The sequence below is a fragment of the Vibrio sp. CCUG 15886 genome, assembly GCF_028570825.1.
GTDB lineage: Bacteria > Pseudomonadota > Gammaproteobacteria > Enterobacterales > Vibrionaceae > Vibrio > Vibrio vulnificus_B.
Genome location: NZ_JAQQBT010000001.1, coordinates 658,378 through 677,906 on the forward strand (window position 1 = coordinate 658,378; position 19,529 = coordinate 677,906).

16 protein-coding genes and 1 pseudogene are annotated in these 19,529 nt (G+C 50.4%); 9 read left to right on the forward strand and 8 right to left on the reverse strand.

Features of this window, described 5'->3' with window-relative positions; translation table 11 throughout:
- Nucleotides 1-116: 116 nt before the first annotated feature.
- The 3 genes from rtxB to PQQ36_RS02765 are packed head-to-tail and all read left to right on the forward strand — an operon-like array spanning nucleotide 117 to nucleotide 5,751.
- A complete protein-coding gene (gene rtxB / locus PQQ36_RS02755) occupies nucleotides 117-2,222 on the forward strand; it encodes an RTX toxin T1SS ABC transporter subunit RtxB (protein WP_165386943.1) in 2,106 nt (701 codons plus the stop codon).
- Nucleotides 2,219-3,580 (forward strand): HlyD family type I secretion periplasmic adaptor subunit, encoded by a 1,362-nt coding sequence (locus PQQ36_RS02760; RefSeq protein WP_015728048.1) that lies wholly within the window; start codon nucleotides 2,219-2,221, stop codon nucleotides 3,578-3,580. Before rtxB ends, PQQ36_RS02760 begins: the two co-directional genes overlap by 4 nt.
- A 2-nt stretch (nucleotides 3,581-3,582) precedes the next feature.
- Nucleotides 3,583-5,751 (forward strand): type I secretion system permease/ATPase, encoded by a 2,169-nt coding sequence (locus PQQ36_RS02765; RefSeq protein WP_182291662.1) that lies wholly within the window; start codon nucleotides 3,583-3,585, stop codon nucleotides 5,749-5,751.
- 80 nt (nucleotides 5,752-5,831) lie between these two features.
- On the opposite strand, the gene PQQ36_RS02770 is transcribed toward PQQ36_RS02765, so the two are convergent.
- On the reverse strand, nucleotides 5,832-6,581 hold the full coding sequence (locus PQQ36_RS02770) for a substrate-binding periplasmic protein (protein ID WP_043921138.1): 750 nt from the start codon (nucleotides 6,579-6,581) through the stop codon (nucleotides 5,832-5,834).
- 357 nt (nucleotides 6,582-6,938) lie between these two features.
- Between PQQ36_RS02770 and PQQ36_RS02775 the strand changes: the two genes are divergently transcribed.
- The 3 genes and pseudogenes from PQQ36_RS02775 to PQQ36_RS02785 all read left to right on the forward strand — a co-directional run bounded on the left by PQQ36_RS02775 (nucleotide 6,939) and on the right by PQQ36_RS02785 (nucleotide 8,225).
- Nucleotides 6,939-7,712: a substrate-binding periplasmic protein gene (locus PQQ36_RS02775; protein ID WP_223370890.1), complete on the forward strand. Its 774-nt coding sequence runs from the start codon at nucleotides 6,939-6,941 to the stop codon at nucleotides 7,710-7,712.
- A gap of 74 nt (nucleotides 7,713-7,786) precedes the next feature.
- A pseudogene (locus PQQ36_RS02780) lies at nucleotides 7,787-7,915 on the forward strand (RES family NAD+ phosphorylase); the annotation flags it as partial.
- 88 nt (nucleotides 7,916-8,003) lie between these two features.
- Entirely contained in the window at nucleotides 8,004-8,225 is a 222-nt protein-coding gene (locus PQQ36_RS02785) for an RES family NAD+ phosphorylase (protein WP_250647428.1), read from the forward strand.
- Nucleotides 8,226-8,243: 18 nt separating this feature from the next.
- Here the strand turns inward: PQQ36_RS02785 and PQQ36_RS02790 are convergent, their stop codons facing one another.
- From PQQ36_RS02790 to PQQ36_RS02820, 7 genes are all read right to left on the reverse strand, one after another.
- On the reverse strand, nucleotides 8,244-9,002 hold the full coding sequence (locus tag PQQ36_RS02790; protein ID WP_011081439.1) for an SDR family oxidoreductase: 759 nt from the start codon (nucleotides 9,000-9,002) through the stop codon (nucleotides 8,244-8,246).
- 47 nt (nucleotides 9,003-9,049) lie between these two features.
- Nucleotides 9,050-9,958: a 3-hydroxyisobutyrate dehydrogenase gene (mmsB, locus tag PQQ36_RS02795; RefSeq protein ID WP_045598102.1), complete on the reverse strand. Its 909-nt coding sequence runs from the start codon at nucleotides 9,956-9,958 to the stop codon at nucleotides 9,050-9,052.
- 116 nt (nucleotides 9,959-10,074) lie between these two features.
- Nucleotides 10,075-11,202 (reverse strand): enoyl-CoA hydratase/isomerase family protein, encoded by a 1,128-nt coding sequence (locus tag PQQ36_RS02800; RefSeq protein ID WP_182291663.1) that lies wholly within the window; start codon nucleotides 11,200-11,202, stop codon nucleotides 10,075-10,077.
- Nucleotides 11,203-11,223: 21 nt separating this feature from the next.
- On the reverse strand, nucleotides 11,224-12,021 hold the full coding sequence (locus PQQ36_RS02805) for an enoyl-CoA hydratase (protein ID WP_225470321.1): 798 nt from the start codon (nucleotides 12,019-12,021) through the stop codon (nucleotides 11,224-11,226).
- 26 nt (nucleotides 12,022-12,047) lie between these two features.
- Nucleotides 12,048-13,202 (reverse strand): acyl-CoA dehydrogenase family protein, encoded by a 1,155-nt coding sequence (locus PQQ36_RS02810; RefSeq protein ID WP_182291665.1) that lies wholly within the window; start codon nucleotides 13,200-13,202, stop codon nucleotides 12,048-12,050.
- Nucleotides 13,203-13,239: 37 nt separating this feature from the next.
- Complete coding sequence (locus PQQ36_RS02815) at nucleotides 13,240-14,733, reverse strand: CoA-acylating methylmalonate-semialdehyde dehydrogenase (protein WP_182291666.1); 1,494 nt, start codon at nucleotides 14,731-14,733, stop codon at nucleotides 13,240-13,242.
- Nucleotides 14,734-14,839: 106 nt separating this feature from the next.
- Nucleotides 14,840-16,057, reverse strand: a complete 1,218-nt coding sequence (locus PQQ36_RS02820) for a thiolase family protein (protein WP_108653476.1) — start codon at nucleotides 16,055-16,057, stop codon at nucleotides 14,840-14,842.
- Between the two features lie 195 nt (nucleotides 16,058-16,252).
- Between PQQ36_RS02820 and PQQ36_RS02825 the strand changes: the two genes are divergently transcribed.
- The 3 genes from PQQ36_RS02825 to PQQ36_RS02835 all read left to right on the forward strand — a co-directional run bounded on the left by PQQ36_RS02825 (nucleotide 16,253) and on the right by PQQ36_RS02835 (nucleotide 19,520).
- Nucleotides 16,253-16,642, forward strand: a complete 390-nt coding sequence (locus PQQ36_RS02825) for a MerR family transcriptional regulator (RefSeq protein ID WP_011081446.1) — start codon at nucleotides 16,253-16,255, stop codon at nucleotides 16,640-16,642.
- A 65-nt stretch (nucleotides 16,643-16,707) separates the two neighbouring features.
- Nucleotides 16,708-17,877, forward strand: coding sequence for an isovaleryl-CoA dehydrogenase (locus tag PQQ36_RS02830; RefSeq protein ID WP_015728057.1), 1,170 nt, complete (start codon nucleotides 16,708-16,710; stop codon nucleotides 17,875-17,877).
- A 38-nt stretch (nucleotides 17,878-17,915) separates the two neighbouring features.
- Nucleotides 17,916-19,520, forward strand: coding sequence for a carboxyl transferase domain-containing protein (locus PQQ36_RS02835; protein ID WP_017790999.1), 1,605 nt, complete (start codon nucleotides 17,916-17,918; stop codon nucleotides 19,518-19,520).
- Nucleotides 19,521-19,529 lie beyond the last annotated feature (9 nt).

Genomic DNA, 19,529 nt, shown 5'->3' on the forward strand with positions numbered 1-19,529 from the left:
AAGACCAATAAACGAGCAAAACAGTCCGCAATTGATGATTGATCGTGTTAACAAGCGGTGATAGGATTCCGCCCCTTCAAAAACGCTGCAATAAACATCGGCTAAGTAATTTAATTATGTCCAACAATGAAGGGTTGACGCTGATATGTATTCACTTTTATTTAAGTATCATCAGCGGTAATAGAGAACAATTTAAAGAAAATGCTAATTTAACAAAAACTAATAATTACAAAGAAGAACTCGAAAAAATACAAAAAGCAAACAAAGTAAGAATAACCACAAAACATTCACAATTTAAAAACATAGAGAAAATAAAAACACCCGCCATTTTATTTGATTCACAAGGTGCACCATTTATTCTAGCAAAGGCTAATAAAGATAAATGTTTAATACAAAGACCTAATAAAGAAAGTCCGGAAGTGGTCTCTTATCACGAACTTAACTCGACTTGGAACAAAAAGTCCCTAGAAATAAAACAAGCACAAGCTCGCTTTGACATCACTTGGTTCATTCCCGAATTTCTTCAGCATAAACGAGTCTTGGGTGAGATTCTGTTGTTCTCTTTTGTTCTGCAGATCCTCGCACTTATTTCGCCCCTTTTTTTCCAAGTGGTAATGGATAAAGTGCTGGTTCACCAAGCTTGGTCAACACTGGATGTGCTGGTGTTTGGCCTCGTGGTTACCGGGGTGATCGAAGTGGTCCTTCGTGGTCTACGTGAATATCAGTATGCCCACACGGCCAATCGCATTGACATACAACTCGGACTAAAACTGGTTAAGCATCTGTTTGGTCTACCGTTAATGTTTTTTAAGTCCCGCCAAGTCGGGGCGATTGTCACACGTGTACGAGAACTCGACACCGTGCGCGAGTTTTTGACTGGCTCCATGTTTACTCTAACGGTCGAACTGCTGTTTATGTTCGTCTTCCTGTATGTAATGAGTTTACTTTCCGGCCCGCTCACTTGGCTTTTCATCGCCACAATACCGTGTTACGCCCTTCTTGCTTGGTGGTTAACACCAAGAATGCAGGCAGCGATTGAAAAGCAGTTTTCACATGCTGCGGCAAACACATCCTTTCTTACCGAAACAGTAGCAGGCAGTGAAACACTGAAAAGTTTGGCGGTTGAGCCGCGCTTTATTCGTCGCTGGGATGAACAAACCGAAAAAATGGTCTCAACCGGTTACGATGTTCAACAGCTCAATAATCGCTCAAACCACCTAGTTCAATTGCTGCAAAAAATCACCAGTGTGGCGATCTTGTGGCTTGGGGCAACGGAAGTACTCTCTCTTGAAATGACCATCGGTCAATTGATCGCTTTCAATATGATGACCAATCACATCGCCCAACCGCTAGCGCGTATGGTCGAATTGTGGGGGCAATTTATTCAAACCCGCGTCGCCGTCGAAAAACTCGGGGATATGCTCAACCTGCCAGTAGAACAACACACAGGAAGTGACATTGTCACACTTCATGGAGCCGTCTCGTTTAAAAATATCCTCTTTCGTTACCAACCGGACATTCCCCCCACCATCAACGACTTGTCATTGGACATACGAGCGGGTGAAACATTGGGCGTTGTCGGCACGTCAGGTTCAGGAAAAAGCACCTTAGCTCGCTTACTGTTGCGACTTTATAGTCCAGAACAAGGCAGCATCACGATTGATGGCATTCCACTCAATCACATCCACATTCAGCAGTTGAGACAACAAGTGGGGGTGGTACTACAAGAAAACTTCTTATTTAACAAAAGTGTGAGTGAGAACATCGCCCAGTCGAAGCCCGATGCCAGCTTAGAAGAAATTATTGAAGCGGCGAAACTCTCAGGCGCGCACGAATTCATCCTCAAGTTACCCATGGGTTACGACACCATTTTAGCGGAAGGCGGACAATCTCTCTCTGGCGGCCAAAGGCAGCGACTCGCGATTGCACGGACACTGCTGTCGGATCCAAAAGTATTGATTTTGGATGAAGCCACCAGCGCCCTAGACGATGAATCTCAGGCGTTAATTCAATCCAACATGGCCAACATCGCCCGAGGCCGCACCGTGATCACTATCGCTCATCGCTTGTCTACCGTGCGCGATTGCGATCGCATCATTGTGCTTCATCAAGGCGCGATTGTTGAGCAAGGCTCGCATCAGCAGTTACTCACCCACGGCAAACAATACAAACAGTTATGGCAGCTTCAGCAAGAGCTCAAACAAGAGGAAACCACCGCATGATCAGCATCATTAAGCGTTTCTTGGGCAAAAGGCAACCTCGCCAAAGTGCCGAACACCACTATGAATTTCTGCCTGCGCATCTTGCTTTGGCTCAAAAACCGCCATCGCCCTTTGCACGGCTAACCGCGATAACACTGAGTATTGGCGTACTGGCTGCGTTGCTTTGGGCGTATTGGGGGAAACTGGATGTACAAGCCACTGCCACGGGCCGCCTTGTGGTCTCAGGTCGCTCACAAGTTATCCAATCTTATGAGCAAAGCCGCGTAATGAGCATCCATGTGAGGGATGGCCAGCGGGTGGAAAAAGGTGCACCTTTGTTGACCTTGGATACGCTCGGGGTGAATCAAGACATCACACGTTTGATCACTCAATCCGAGTTTCAAACCAATGAACTCATTCGTTACCGCACTTTACTCAACGACCAACCTCTGGTTCAAGACCCAATGTTCACCGCCTTGCCAACAGAGCAACAGGCGCTGATCAATGAAAACTATCTCAGTGAGAAACGAGAATTTGACGCCACGTTAGCGAGCATCAGTGCAGAAATGAAGGTCAATCGCACCTCTCAAGCCGCTCGTCAAAGCGACATCAACGCTCTAATTCAGCTCACCGAGAACATCAGCCAACGTCTGGCTGCGCGTAAAACGCTCAATCAGGTTAAAGTCATTGGCCACGTCGAGTATCTAGAACAAGAGAAAGAGTTACTAGAAGTACAGCGCCAAGTCGCTCAGCAACGAGCAGAGCTACAAGTGCTGAAATCGCAATATCAAAGCCTCGAAGAGCGTCAAACGGGCTTCAAAGCGCAAAAGCATCGAGAGTGGCTGGAAAAGCGCCGCCAAGCAAAATTGCAGTTGGCCGCGTTGAATCAAGAGCTGTCTAAAGTGCGTGAGCGCGAACAGTTGGAAATCATTCGCTCTCCTGTCGATGGCACCGTGCAACAACTCAGCGTCTATACCCTAGGCGCAGTGCTGCAACCTGCGCAAAATTTAATGATCATCGTACCGGAAAACAGCGTGCAGCTGGCGGAAGTTCAGATCCTCAATAAAGACGTTGGCTTTGTCTATCCGGGCCAGTCGGTCACGGTCAAAGTGGATGCGTTTCCCTACACACGATACGGAACAATCGACGCTGAGCTGCTGAGTATCTCACGTGATTCCACAACCGACGAACAGCTTGGGCTGGTCTTTCCTGCTCAAGTACAACTGAACAAAAACAATATCGTCATCGATGGTCAAATGGTTGAGCTGACTCCTGGCATGTCGGTCGTTGCTGAAATTAAGACCGATAAGCGACGCGTTATCGACTACCTACTCAGTCCAATTCGCGAGTACCAAGCTGAAGCGTTGAGGGAGAGATAGAGATGACTGCCACGTTATCAGCCAATGAGCATATCGACACCATAGGGCAAGTGCGACCAGAAGAAACCACACGTAATAACTGGGGAATCGAGGCCGTGGTTTACGCTGGCCAACAGTTCCATAAGAAATCGTCCAGTTCACAGCTTAAGCACGCATTAGGCGTAAGTCATGCTCACCTGAGTGACATGGAGATGAGAGAAGCGGCGGACTATCTGGGCCTTAAAAGCCAAGTCACCACGCTGCATACTCAAGCGCTCGACACTTTGCCGCTCCCTGCCCTTATCGAGAGTAACCATGGCTGGCAAGTGATAACCCAAGTCAGTGATGGGCATTGGACATGTTATGATCCCTCGACGCAACAGCTGCAAACACAGCCTGTATCGTCAAACCCATCTCAGCGAAAGCACAAAGTGATGTTGCTCGCCGATGAGCAACTCAGCAGCAAAGAGGTCAAATTTGGTCTGAGCTGGTTTGCGCCTTCGATTCTGCGGCAAAAGAGCCAACTGCGTGATGTGTTCCTTTACGCCATCGCGTTACAGGTGTTTGCACTCGTTAGCCCAATGTTGTTTGAAAATGTCATCGATAAGGTACTGGTTGGGCGCAGTTTATCCAGCTTGCACGTACTGGCGCTGGCGATGTTGGCATTGGCCATTGCCGAGCCAGCATACAGCTATTTACGAAACACAGTGTTTGGCCACCTTGCCAGCCAAGTGAATGCCGAGCTTTCAGGTCGGCTTTATCGCCACTTAGTCGGTTTGCCATTAACCTATTTTAAGCAGCGTCAAACCGGCCAAATCATTGCTCGAGTGCGTGAGATGGCACAAATCCGTCAATTTTTGACGGGGTCGACACTGATGCTGCTGCTTGATCTGATTTTTGTCACCGTCTTCCTTGCCGTGATGTTTCATTACGCCAGCACGCTCACCTGGTTGGTGATTGGCTCCTTGGTGATTTACTTTGTACTGTGGCTCATTGCAGGGCCGCTGATCCGCAAAAAAGTGGAATCGGAGTACGAGTCCGACGCCAATGCAACCACGTTTTTGACCGAGGCCGTGACTGGCATTGAAACCATCAAAACCACTGCTACAGAGCATCGTTTTCTCGAACAGTGGCAACGTATTCTTAGCCAACAATTAAACCGAAGCTTTGACGCGCAAAAATCGGGGCTGGTTGCAGGGCAAGCTATCGCGTTGGTGCAGAAACTCACCGCCGCGCTACTGCTTTGGTGGGGCGTGAGCGCGGTGCTTAAAGGGGAAATCACGCCCGGCCAATTAGTCGCATTCAACATGCTTGCTGGCCATGTGACGCAACCTGTCTTACGTCTGGCACAAATTTGGCAAGATTTTCAGCACACACTCATCGCTTTAAGACGCGTGGGCGATATTCTCGATGAACCAAGAGAGAACAGTAAACAAGGCTTAGCCTCGGTACCCGAGCTCGAAGGTGGCATTGAGTTTAGTAACATTCGTTTTCGCTATCACGAGGATGCACCAGAAGTGTTGGCCAATTTGTCCCTCAAGATTCAGCCTGGGCAGTTTATCGGCGTTACTGGACCTTCAGGCTCAGGGAAAAGCACGCTCACTCGTTTGCTACAGCGCTTATACGTTCCTCAGCATGGGCAAGTGTTGGTCGATGGAATGGATCTCGCGATTGCCGATCCCGTTTCTCTGCGTCGCAACATGAGCGTGGTATTGCAAGAGAGTATCCTCTTTTCCGGCAGTGTGGCGGACAACATTCGTTTATGTAAACCGCAAGCCAGCAACGAAGAGATTCGCCACGCTGCGCAATTAGCAGGCGCATTAGAATTTATTGAAGGACTTCCTCACGGTTTTAACCAACCAGTGGGTGAAAAGGGCGCAGCACTGTCTGGTGGTCAAAGACAGCGTATTGCTTTGGCAAGAGCCCTACTGGTGGACCCGAGAATCTTGTTGCTCGATGAAGCAACTTCCGCACTTGACTACAATTCTGAAGCGGCAATCATGAGCAATATGGATGAAATTTGCCGTGGCCGCACGGTGATCAGTATTGCGCATCGACTCAACACCATTCGTCATGCCGATAACATTTTTGTGCTCGATAAAGGCCAAGTTGCCGAAAGCGGCACACACGATGAGTTAGTTGCCCAACAAGGCTTATACGCTAAGCTTTGGAAGCAGCAAGTGGGCGGATAGTCCTTTGATACCGTACATTAGGCACTGATAACAAATCCGAGAGTGGAAACGCTAGAAGCGCGTTTTCACTCTCAACGGTACTATTTATACTCACCACGTGTTGATGCTTCGCGATACGCGTCCAGGCGCCCTTCACTTATCAACTTATTTAGACCTCGGTTGAACGCCTCTTTTAACTCTTTTGCCTTCGGCGAGTTTTTCGAAAATAACACTACATACTCTCGGGCTGCCAGCGCCTTGCTGTTGGGCTCCAGTTTATCTGTAAGCTTTAAGTTATTGAGAAATTCCATGCCCACATCCATATCCTCAAGGACGATATCCAATCGGCCAGCGCTGAGCTTTTTATAGTTATTGTCTGCGTCAGAGATTCTCTGTACGGTGATTTTGCCTTGCTCTTCTAAATCTTCTATCCCATACGCATATCCCGTCACCCCACCGATGCGGTATTTGCCCAGTTCTTCGCGGCTGTTCCACATAATGGGTTTACTTTTTTGTTGAAACAGCGCAGTGCTCAGCGTAATAACGGTATCTGAAAAGTAGAAATCTTGCGCTCTTTCATCACTCCTTCCCCAAATGAACGTTGCATCAAAGTTACCTGCTTTGGTTTCCTCATACCCTCTCTTCCAAGGGAGATACTCAAACTCAACTTGGTAACCTTCGCTTTCGAACACCTCTTTAATAAACTGGGTCATAAAACCGCCCTCTTTGAGCGATTTTGACATGTAAGGAGCCCATTCTCCGTTTGCGAGTCTGACTGTGTCGGCGTGTGCCATTCCCACCAATAGAACGCTCAACCAAAGAGCCGATAAAAATTCCCTTAATAAGCGCATCGTTTGCTCCCTCTATGTGTTGTTGGAATATCTCAAAGTATAGTCACTTCCCCCCAAAATGAAGCCGACTCGTCCATTTCATATTTAGCTCATTGCTATAGCTTTGTTTCTTAAATGAATAAATCACTACTCTCAATCTTAGGCTCCTCACCTTTCGACATCTCATCCCTTTGTTCATGGTGTGCTAAGTTGGGCCGAAAAGAGGATAATCCTGTTTAATGCAGCACAATTTACTATTAAGAAACAAAGCCCATTACTATTTCGGGTTTTGCCATCAAACATAGGAGAGAAGCCCGTAATGGCATCTTCAAAGAAGGCGACTAAACTTAGAACATTAGAATCCACTCATGATTGATTATGCGTTATATACTCTTACCATTTTTAATGGCCTTACCCTGCCACTTGCTGGCTGACCAAAATAACAAAGTGGTGAAGTTTGCTATTGGTGATTGGGAGCCTTACACCAGCTCTATTCCCCAACAAGAATTAAAGATATCTGAGACATTGGTTCGAAGAGCATTCGAGCTCCGCGGATACACCATTGAATTGGAGTATTTTCCTTGGGTTCGATCATATCAATATGCTATCGAAGGCCGATTTGACGCTTCGTTTCCATGGATGAAAAACGAAGAAAGAATAAAGCATTTCTATTACTCCAATCCTATTTTCAGTCAACGCATACAGTTTTTTTACCACAAAGATAGTGAGTTTAGTTGGCAGCTTCTCACCGACCTTGATGCTTATCGCTTAGGTGCTACACAGGGATATCAAGCTACTTTTTTTCTACAGAAACACGGTGTCGACATCGAAGTGAACAACGCCGAAGAAGACAATTTTGTGAAAATTGCCAAGGGTAGACTGGATGCCTACGCGACAGGTGTAGAGCGAGGTTGGTACATCCTTGAAAATTATGTCCCAGAAGAGTTGCGAGAATACATAAGACTCGATCCCAAACACCTCCTAAAAGAGGAAATGTACGTCATTTTCAGCAAATTTGATGAGCAACGCAGTAAGCAACTGCTCCAGGAATTTAATGCGGGCCTACAACAACTGATCGATAGTGGCGAGTATGTCGACATTATGAAATCAGAAGCCGCTTTTCTGGATAGAATTCAAAAGTCTGAGCCTTAAATCAGCCAATCAGCCTTCATCCCCTCCACTATTTTGTTGTGTTTAGTCATGACAGCGTCCGTTTTCGCCACCTAGTGCTTAGACATTGTTCTATAGTTACCCACATCAACCCCAAAGGCGGGCGTTTCAATGATGGATTGTTTGGCGCATTTTACCTTGCTTCCCGTGAACAAACGGCTGCACTAGAAGTAAAACACCATCAACAGCGATATTGGGCGAATGTCGAAGGGCCCGTCGTCACTCACTCAGCCGCTCCGATTCATAAAGTAACGTGCCAGCGAAACCGAATTCTTGGATCCCCACAGTTATGTGGCTTCTCAACAGTTAGCCAGAGAACTGAAAAAGAAGCGAGTAGCCGCAGTGGAATACCCTTCCGTTCGAGCCGATGGCACCTGCTGGGCACTGTTCACTCCAAAGCCTATCGACGACATCGTCCAGAGCTATTTATTGGAAATGATCTGGGACGGAGAGAAAATCGCCGAAGTTAACGAAGTGAATCATATCGATATTTAGCCGTGACGCTCGACTTGGCTACATGCGAATTCCGCCATCCACTTCCAGCACTCGTCCTGTAATGTATTCGTTTTCGAAAATGAACTTCACTGTGTGTGCAATTTCGCTGGCTTCACCCATTCGCCCCACGGGGATCATTTTCTCTAGTCTGGCGATGGCCTCAGGTTTCATCTGATCCGCCATGGCAGTGTGAATCACACCGGGCGCGATCGCCGCAGCGCGTATGCCGTAACGTGCAAGCTCTTTGGCCCAAGTGGTAGCCAATGTCGCCACCGCCGCTTTTGATGCCGAATAGTTGGTTTGACCAATATTGCCCGCGCGGGACACGCTGGAAATGTTGATGATGACCCCTTTGCGTCCAGTTTCAATCATTTTGACTGCCGCTTCACGCCCGCACAAAAACGTGCCAGTGAGGTTGACTTTGATCACCGAGTTAAACTGCTCCAGTGACATTTTGCTGATGTTGCCGTCTTGCACTTTGACCAGCATGCCATCGCGCAAAATCCCGGCGTTGTTGACCAGCCCATCAAGTTGTCCAAAATCTTCGACGATCTGCTCGAAGGTGCGCTCCACTTCCCCTTCATCCGTCACGTTCATTGGATAAATCAGCGCTTTGGTGCCGAGCATGTGGCATTGATCCTGAGTATGACGTAGCCCTTCTTCGTTTAAATCCAGCAACGCCAGCTCAGCGCCTGCGTGTGCAAGGGTCACCGCCATCATTTGTCCTAACCCTTGCCCAGCCCCTGTAATCGCAATCACACTCTCTTTTAGATGCATTTTGATTCCCTCAATCGCTAAAACAAATCGCGGTGCTTTTCACCCGCTTACTCTTTGTTATTCTTGGCATAAAATTCAAATAGGCTCGAGAAATCCAACTCCTCATTTCCTGCAGCGTTGTGAAACGCGTAGAGATTGCGTGCCAACGCCCCCATCGGCACCGAAGATTGGCTCTTAGCTGCCGCATCTAACCCCAAACCGAGATCTTTGAGCATCAATTTACTCATAAAACCGGGCTGATAACCGCGGCTGGCGGGGGCGTTTTCCATCACGCCCGGACACGGATTGTAAAGCTCCAAAGCCCAGTTTCGCCCAGAGCTTTGCAGCATGATGTTGGAAAGTACCGTCGGGTCGAGACCGTTATCAATGCCGAGGTTTAACGCCTCACACGTCCCAGACATGAGGATGCCCAGCATCAGGTTGTTGCAGATTTTGCCCATCTGCCCATCACCCGCTTGGCCTGCGTGGAAGATATTTTTACCCATATTTTTGAGAATGGTTTCGGCGCGAGCAAATGCGTTGTCAGAACCGCCAACGATAAAGGTCAACGTGGCCGCATGAGCCCCCGCGACGCCACCGGAAACCGGTGCATCCACAAAATCCAAACCTCGTTTAGCCGCCTCTTCCCCAACCAATCGTGCCGATTGCGGATCAATGGTCGATGAGTCGATGAGTAAGCTGTTTTCGACCACCAGTTCCAACAACCCTTTGTCGCCTTGGTGGGTGCCAAGATAGACACTGCGAACATGCTCACCTGCGGGCAACATGGTGATGACGCAACTTACGTCTTGAGCCAGCTCTTCAAGGTTTGCGCACACGCTCGCCCCTTGCTGCGCCAACTTCTCGCACGCGGCTTGGTTGAGATCAAACACCTTGACCTGATGGCCTGCTTTAAGCAGATTTTCCGCCATTGGCGCGCCCATATTACCCAGTCCGATAAAGCCGATGTTTTGCATAACGTTCTCCATGTTCTTTACGCTTGGCTGTGACTCTGCGCGTGCTGCATTCCACGCCGGTTTATAATGCCTGATTGGCAAGATTTTGAGGGACCAGCTTTGCGCACTGTGAGCGACTAATATTTCCCCAGTCGTGCCAGTGGGTGATCGTCCTCCGACCACAATGAGGTAAACAGCGCATCAATGACGCTGCTGTCTACATCGGCCACGGTTGGGTAAAGCCAATTCGGTTGGCCATCTTTGTCAACCAGACGCGCTCGAACGCCTTCTTGGAACTCTCCCAATAAGCCACACTGCACCGAGATACCGAGTTCAAGGCGGAAGCAATCCGCCAGTGACAGTTCGTGATAGTCTCGCGCTTGGCGATAGCAAATGTGCGCAGTGATTGGGCTACCTTGTGCCAAGTTGTGCTGCGCCCCTTTCAACCAGTCACTGCCTTCCAAAGCCAAAATGGACTGCACCACTTGCGTGACATTTTCCCCTTCGCACGCCTGCTGGATTTGCTCAAAATAGGGCATAAGCTGGTGAGAAGGTTGATGCGACAACGCGTGCTCCGCTAAGTTCTCCAAAAGCTCGGTCACCACTTCGTAGTGATCCTCTGCGCTCGACCAATGCGCGTGTTGCATTTGATCCAGTAGCACATCCAACTCTTCTGGCAGCAGTAAATGATCGGCAAAGTGAATCTTCAGCGCATCGCTGGCGTTAACCATGACGCCCGTCAACGCGAGAAATAGACCAATACCCGGATCGAGACGATTGAGGAACCAAGTGCCCCCCACATCTGGGTATAGGCCGATGCTGATTTCCGGCATAGCCAAACGCGAGTGCGGAGTGACGACTTTGTGGCTGGTGCCCATATAAAGCCCCATGCCACCGCCCATCACGATGCCTGCCCCCCAGCCAATAATCGGCTTGGTGTAAGTATGAATGAGGTAGTCACACTGGTATTCCAAGGTGAAGTAGCCGGTCAGAAAGGCGCGAGCCGTCGCTTTGCTCTCGCTACTCATTACGTGATGCATGGCTCTTACATCGCCACCCGCACAGAATGCTTTTTCACCCGCGCCTTTGAGGATCACACAAATGATTTGCTCATCTTCGTGCCATTTCTCCAGGGAGTTTTTTAATGCCGCCAGCATCTCTTCGCTCAGTGCATTGAGAGCAGATGGGTTTTCGAGTGTGGCAACGGCAATGCGATAATCGCCTTCGCTACAAGGGTATTCTTCAAAGCTGACTCGGCCTGTCATAGTGCCTCCTATTCAGCGTGACTACTGATTTTTCCATTGTGGTGCGCGTTTCTCGAGGAATGCTTGCACACCTTCTTGCTGATCTTGCGTGTCGAACAACTGAATAAACAACTCGCGCTCACGTATCAGCCCCATCGACAGCGGCGCTTGGCGCGTATTCTGAATCAGCTTTTTACAGGCAGAAACTGAACTGGGGGACTGGTTGGCCACTTGCTGCGCCAACGCTTGTGCTGCACTCAGCGCTTCCCCTTTGGCCACCACTTCTTCGATCAATCCGATGCTCAGCGCTTTTTCCGCGCTCACTTGCTCACCACATAAGATGATGCGTTTGGCCCACCCTTCGCCGACCAAGGCCGTTAAGTTTTGCGTGCCCCCCGCACAAGGCAGCAGCCCCACTTTCGCCTCGGGTAAGGCGAGTACCGCCTGCTCTTCGGCAATGCGAATATCACAAGCCAGTGCGACTTCTAGCCCACCGCCCATGGCATAACCATTGATGGCCGCAATAGAAACGCCGCGAAAAGCAGAAAGTGTCTCGAACGCTTCACCGAAAATACGCGCCATGTCCACCGCGACGCCCTTGTCTCCCGAAGCGAATAATTTAAGATCGGCCCCAGCGGAGAAAAACTTTTCGCCGTCCCCGGTCAGCACTAAGGCGTAAATCGCCTTGTTGTCATTCAGTGCTAACACCGTCTTTTTTAGCTCTATCAGAGAGTTTGCCGTCCATGTATTGGCAGGAAGATTGACCATGGTGATCGTTGCCACATGACCATTGAGGGAGAGTGAAATACCGTTTTCACTCGGTGGAAATATGTCAGACATTCCTTTTCTCCTTGGATTGTTAGTCGCTAGAGCAAACTGGATTGCTGTGACAGCAAACGACGAGCCACAATCAAACGCATAATTTCATTGGTGCCTTCCAAAATTTGATGCACGCGTACATCGCGGAAAAAACGCTCCAGCGGATACTCCTTGATGTAGCCATAGCCGCCATACAGTTGCAGCGCTTCATCACACACTTTAAAGCCAACGTCCGTGGCAAAGCGTTTGGCCATCGCACAATACGCTGTCGCATCTGGGTCGCCCTTATCCAGTTTGCTGGCCGCAAAACGCACCAGTTGTCTTGCGGCAACCAACTCTGTCGCCATATCCGCCAAACGAAATTGCACCGTCTGGAAATCAGCGAGCGTGTGGCCAAATTGTTTTCGCTCTTGAACGTATTGCGTGGCCAAATTCAGCGCCTGCTGCGCGGTGCCCACCGAGCAGGTCGCAATATTAATACGACCGCCATCAAGCCCTTTCATGGCGAAGCGAAAACCTTCCCCTTCTTCGCCTAAACGGTGATTAAGCGGAATTCGCACGTTATCAAAAGTAATAGAACGGGTTGGCTGACTATTCCAGCCCATTTTCGGTTCTTTTCGTCCATAGCTGACCCCTTGCGCATCCGCTGGGACCACAAACGCCGAGACCCCTTTTGCCCCTTCGCCCCCTGTACGCGCCATCACAACCAACACTTGCGTTTCCCCCGCCCCTGAAATAAACGCCTTCGCGCCATTAATCCGATATTCATCCCCTTGGCGCGTAGCGGTGGTTTTCAATGATGCGGCGTCAGAGCCTGAGTTGGGTTCGGTCAAACAATAGGAGCCAAGCAAGTCACCTGAGTTAAGCCCTTGGCAATAAAGCGATTTCACTTCCTGCGTGGCAAAACTTCCCACCATCCAATTGACCATGTTATGAATGGTCATAAAGGCGGTGGTGGAGGTGCAACCCATCGACAGTTGTTCAAAAATGATCGCCGCATCCAACCGGCTCATGCCCAGACCGCCCTGCTCTTCCGGCGCATACAGACTGAGAAAGCCGAGCTCCCCGGCCTCTTTGAGCACCTCAACAGGAAAAAACTGCGTCTCATCCCACACTGCCGCGTTGGGCATTAATTTCTCGTGGGCGAACTGCGCTGCCGTGTCAGCAAAGGCGCGTTGATCTTCATTGAGTTCAAAATCCATCTTTCTTTTCCTCATTCCTCAAGGCGTGCATTGGCCGCTAACGCAGTTGAATGGTCATGTTTGGCCCGCTAGGCAAGTCCTCTTCAAACCAACGTGCCGTGACGGTTTTGGTCTCGGTATAAAAACGCACCGCCTGTTTGCCGTAAGCATGCAAATCCCCATAAAAACTGCCGCGCCAGCCGGTAAATGAGAAGAAAGGAAGTGGTACTGGGATTGGCACATTGATGCCCACTTGCCCCACTTGGATCTGATGTTGGAATTTTCTCGCCGCGGCGCCATTGGCGGTGAAAATCGAGGTGCCATTGCCATACGGATTGCGGTTAATCAGCGCAATCGCCTCTTCCAAGCTGTCTACTTCCAGACACACCAGCACCGGGCCAAAGATCTCTTGCTGATAGATGCTCATCTCGGTGGTGACACCACTAAATAGCGTTGGGCCAACCCAGTTGCCGTTAGGGTATCCTGCCACTTGGCATTGACTGCCATCGAGCTCACACACCGCGCCTTGCGCTTTGCCTTCAGCAATTAAGCCCAACACGCGCTGCTTGGCGGCGGCGCTGATAAGCGGGCCATAGGCTGCCGTGGCATCGTCCCACGCACCGGGTTTGACTTTGGCCAGCTCAGCTTTGAGATCCGCCACCCAATGTTTGGCATCACCAACCAATACCGCCACGGAGATCGCCATACAACGTTGCCCAGCGGCTCCTACCGAGGCACCAACTAGGTTACTGAGTACCTGCGCTTTATTGGCATCGGGCATCACTACCATATGGTTTTTCGCTCCAGCAAACGCCTGCACACGCTTGAAGTTTTGCGTGGCGGTTTGGTAGATGTATTGCGCGGTCGGCACCGAGCCAACAAACGAAACGGCGCGAACATCAGGATGCGTGAGAAGAAAATCGACCTGCGTTTTACCACCATGCACGATCTGCAACACCCCATCCGGCGCACCAGCGTCGGCAAACAGTTGCGCTAAACGCACCGACGTCAACGGCACCTGTTCAGAAGGTTTCAGTACAAACGTATTGCCACTGGCAATGGCAATCGGGAACATCCACAACGGGATCATGGCAGGAAAATTAAACGGCGTAATACCACAACACACACCCAGTGGCTGGATTAGGGAGTAGCTGTCGATATCAGTGGCCACATTTTCCACCGTTTCTCCCATCATATTGCTGGAGATATTGGCCGCTTGTTCCACCACTTCTATCCCTCGCCACACATCGCCTTTGGCATCGGCAAGGGTTTTGCCCGTTTCTTGAGAGAGCAATTGCGCCAGCGCATCGTGGTTTTCTTTGAGCAAATGCTGATAACGCAACATCAATCTGGCTCGTTCAGAGACCGCAACCTCTTTCCATAATTGAAACGCTTCACTTGCAGAGGTAATCGCACTGGTCATTTCTGCTGGCGTGGCGCAAGGCAGACGAGCAATCACCTCGCCGGTGGCTGGATTGGTCACATCAATCCATTCGTTGCTCTGAGATTCGACAAACGAACCTTGGATAAAAAGAGGTACTGATTGGGTCATGTTGGCTTTCCTTATGGTTTCATTCGCCCTGATTCTGTTTGCGTCTGCGTTCATTGCGTCGTTTTCATTCGTTGCATCGTGTTAATGTCACAGCTGTATTGGCCGCTCAAAACACGGGAATTTCGATACCAATAGCGGTCGCTTCACCACCACCAATGCACAGCGCAGCCACACCTTTGACACTGCGACGGCACTTAGCGTCGCCATTGGTGCCCAACGCTTGTAGTTGACGCAAGCTGTGAATCAAAGTGACTAAAATTCGGGCACCACTGGCGCCAATAGGGTGGCCTAACGCACAGGCCCCCCCTTTGATGTTCACTTTATCCGCGGCTAAGCCGAGCTGCTGGATAGCAATTTGTGTCACGACGGCAAACGCTTCGTTGATCTCCCACAAATCCACCTCGTCGACTCCCCAATCGAGCTGGCTGAGCAGTTGCTCAATCGCGTAAACGGGTGCGACGGTAAACTCGGCGGGCAAGCGAGCATGGCTTGCGTGGCCGCGAATGATCGCCAGCGGTGTTAAGCCTTGTTTTTCGGCCCAATCACCATCGGCCAATATCAGTGCTGCTGCGCCATCCGCAATCGAGCTGGAATTGGCGGCGGTCACCGTACCGTCATCGGCAAACGCGGGTTTCAGTTTGGGAATTTTGTCGAGCTGAATGGTGGTTGGATGCTCATCATGATCCAGCGTCATGCTGCTGCGTCCTTCGAGAAAAATCGGGGTGATTTCCTCTTTGAACTGCGCTTCGTGCTGTGCCTGAGTCGCACGCTGCGCCGATTGAATGGCCCAAGTGTCCATTTGCTCTCGGGTGTAATTGAGTTTGTCAGCGATTTGCTGCGCATAAACGCCCATCAAATGGCCCTCATAGGCATCTTGCAATCCATCAAGAAACATATGATCGAAGGTGGTTTTGTGGCCCATTCGCATGCCGCTGCGCGACTCTTTCAATAGATATGGGGCATTGGTCATGCTCTCCATTCCCCCTGCAATCATGCAGCACTTATCACCCGCTTTGAGCTGATCATAGGCCAACATCACCGCTTTCATCCCAGAGCCACACACTTTATTGACTGTGGTACAAGGCGTGGAATAACCCAATTCGGCTTTCAGTGCCGCTTGCCGTGCGGGGGCTTGACCACACCCTGCGGGCAACACACAGCCCATATACACTTCATCCACTTGTTGCGCGGACAACGAAACGGCATCCATCGCCGCATGAATCGCGGCAGCGCCTAATTGCGGTGCACTCAGCGCTGCAAGCGCCCCTTGGAATCGCCCTATCGGGGTACGTTTTGCTGCCACTATCCAAATTGATTTCGCCATATTCGCTCCCTGCCGCGAGAAACGCGTTTTACTCAAATTCGCTCTGGCGGCTTTCTTGACGTTTACGTAAGCATAGCACTAACATTTACGTAAACGTAAAGAAGCATTTTTTTAACAATGGCAATTTTCATGAACACCTCGCGTGCCATGCTGTGGCTCATCAACATCGCATAAATACCTCTAAGGGGGTCTGAAATGGAAACGTTTAAAATCAGCGAACTGGCAAAAGAGTTCGACATCACGACGCGCAGTATCCGTTTCTATGAAGACGTTGGCTTGTTACAACCAGAGCGCAAAGGCAACACCCGAATCTATCAGCGCCGTGATAAAACGCGGCTGAAATTGATTTTGCGAGGGAAAAGGCTCGGCTTTTCATTAGCGGAAATACGTGAACTGTTCGAGCTGTATGATCTGCGCCAAAGCGAAACTCAATTGGTCAAAATGCTCAATATCATTGATGAGAAGCAAGCGATTTTGCAGCGCCAGCTCGACGATATTAGCGTGGTCATGAGCGAGCTCGATGCAGCCAAACAGCGCTGCCAACACGCACTGCATGAACTTGCCAGCCGCTCAAAACGGGCTTAACCAGTGCGATAAATCCACCCTCGGGATAGGTAGTGAAACACCCGCATGGCTGCTCAGGAGGCGCTATGAAAGATAGGTTTCAACCACTCAATTTCGGACTTGGCGACACCATCGATCTGCTCAGAGAACAGGTCAATGCTTTTGCTAACGAACATATCGCGCCACTGGCGGCAGACATCGATCGTGCCAACCATTTCCCCGATCATTTGTGGACTAAGCTGGGTGAAATGGGATTGCACGGCGTCACCATCAGTGAAGAATATGGCGGCGCAGATATGGGGTATCTCGCGCACGTCGTTGCAATGGAAGAGATCAGTCGCGCCTCCGCCTCCGTGGCACTGAGCTATGGTGCCCACTCCAACCTGTGCATTAACCAAATCTACCGTAACGGCAACGCGCAGCAAAAAGCCCATTACTTGCCTGCATTGATTTCTGGCGAGCACATTGGCGCACTCGCCATGAGCGAGGCCAACTCCGGCTCTGACGTGGTGAGCATGCAGTTGAAAGCAAAAGAGAAAGGCGATCATTTTGTGCTCAACGGCAGCAAAATGTGGATCACCAACGGCCCCGATGCGCACACATTGGTGGTGTACGCCAAAACCAATCCCAAAGCCGAGGCGCATGGCATTACCGCGTTTATTGTTGAACGTGCATTCCCCGGTTTTCACTCGGCTCAGAAGCTCGACAAATTGGGCATGCGCGGCTCAAACACCAGCGAATTGGTGTTTGAAGATTGCCTTGTGCCTAAGGAGAACGTGTTGGGTGAAGTCAACCACGGCGTGCGGGTGTTAATGAGTGGTTTGGACTACGAACGCGTGGTGTTGGCCGGAGGACCTCTCGGCATTATGCGCAGCTGTTTGGATGCGGTGATTCCGTATATTCACGATCGTAAGCAGTTTGGCCAGCCGATTGGCGAGTTCCAATTAGTGCAAGGCAAATTGGCGGACATGTATACCCAAATGAACGCGGCACGCAGTTACGTCTATACCGTCGCGGCAGCGTGCGATCGCGGAGAAGTGACACGCAAAGACGCTGCTGGCGTGATCCTTTACAGCGCCGAACTGGCCACTCGGATGGCACTTGATGCCATTCAACTGCTCGGCGGCAATGGTTACGTCAACGAGTTCCCCACTGGCCGCCTGCTTCGTGACGCCAAGCTGTACGAAATTGGTGCTGGAACTTCGGAAATCCGCCGCATGCTCATCGGCAGAGAGCTGTTTAACGAATCTCGCTAATGTCAGCGAGGCGAAGCGATGCCCGCTAAGGAAGGAACATGGCTGTTTTACCGACAAAAGCACGCAAAGAAGATGCCCTCTATCAATCAAACTACCAAACCTTGGCGGAATTGGTGCGCAAGCTGAGTGCTAACTTAAACTTAGTGCATCAAGGCGGAGGGGTAAAAGCGCAGCAGCGCCAGCGAGAGAAAGGCAAGTTACCCGTTCGTGAGCGGATCGCCAAGCTGCTTGACGAGAACACCTCACTACTTGAAATCGGCCAATTTGCCGCGTGGAATGTCTATGACGAACCCATCGCCTGTGCGGGCGTCGTGGCGGGCATTGGTCAGATTCAGGGCATCGAATGCATGGTGATCGCCAACGATCCATCGGTCAAAGGCGGCACCTATTTCCCACTCACGGTGAAAAAACACCTCCGAGCGCAAGAGATCGCGATGAAATGTCAGCTGCCTTGCGTCTATCTGGTGGACTCCGGCGGTGCGAATCTGCCTCATCAAGCGGAAGTCTTTCCCGATAAAGATCACTTTGGGCGAATTTTCTACAATCAAGCTCGCATGTCGGCCGCTGGCATTCCTCAAATTGCCGTTGTCCTTGGCCCATGCACCGCTGGCGGCGCATACATCCCCGCGATGGCCGATGTATCCATCATAGTTCGCCAGCAAGGCACGATATTTTTAGGTGGCCCACCGCTGGTCAAAGCCGCAACGGGTGAAATTGTCAGCGAAGAAGAGTTGGGTGGCGCGGACGTGCATTGCAAAAAATCAGGCGTGGCGGATTATTACGCCTTGGATGAACAACACGCTCTGCAACTGGCTCGCCAAGCCATCGAGAGTTGCAACGTCCCCGCTCTACCATGCGCGCCCAAAGCCGTTCTTGAACCACGCTACCCAGCCGATGAGATCTACGGCATCGTCAATGCTAATTTGCGGCTCTCTTTTGATGTTCGTGAAGTGATTGCCAGAATGGTCGACGACTCCGACTTTGACGAATTTAAAGCGATGTACGGCCCATCTTTAGTGTGTGGCTTTGCGCATTTGCTGGGTTTCCCGATCGGGATTGTGGCCAACAACGGCATTCTTTTCTCTGAATCGGCGCAAAAAGGCACACATTTCATCGAGTTGTGCGCAAAACGCAAAACTCCACTACTCTTTTTACAGAACATCACTGGCTTTATGGTGGGGAAAAAAGTCGAAGCAGAAGGCATTGCGAAGCACGGCGCCAAACTCGTGATGGCGGTGGCGTGTGCCGACGTGCCTAAGTTTACCGTGATCATCGGCGGCTCCTATGGTGCGGGCAATTACGGCATGTGTGGCAGGGCTTATGATCCCACTATGTTGTGGATGTGGCCCAACGCCCGTATTTCGGTCATGGGCGGCGAGCAAGCGGCAGGGGTGCTCACGCAGGTGCGTCGTGACGTAAAAGCACGCCAAGGGGAACACTGGCCAGAGCAAGATGAACACGATTATCGTCAGTCGATTCTTGAACTCTATGAAAGCCAAGGTAATCCCTATTACGCCAGTGCGCGATTGTGGGATGACGGCATCATCGATCCCATAGAGACTCGCGCCATCGTTGGTCGTGCATTACGCGCAAGCTTGAATGCGCCGATTGGTGACAGTGAGTTTGGTATTTTCCGTATGTAAACAGTCACA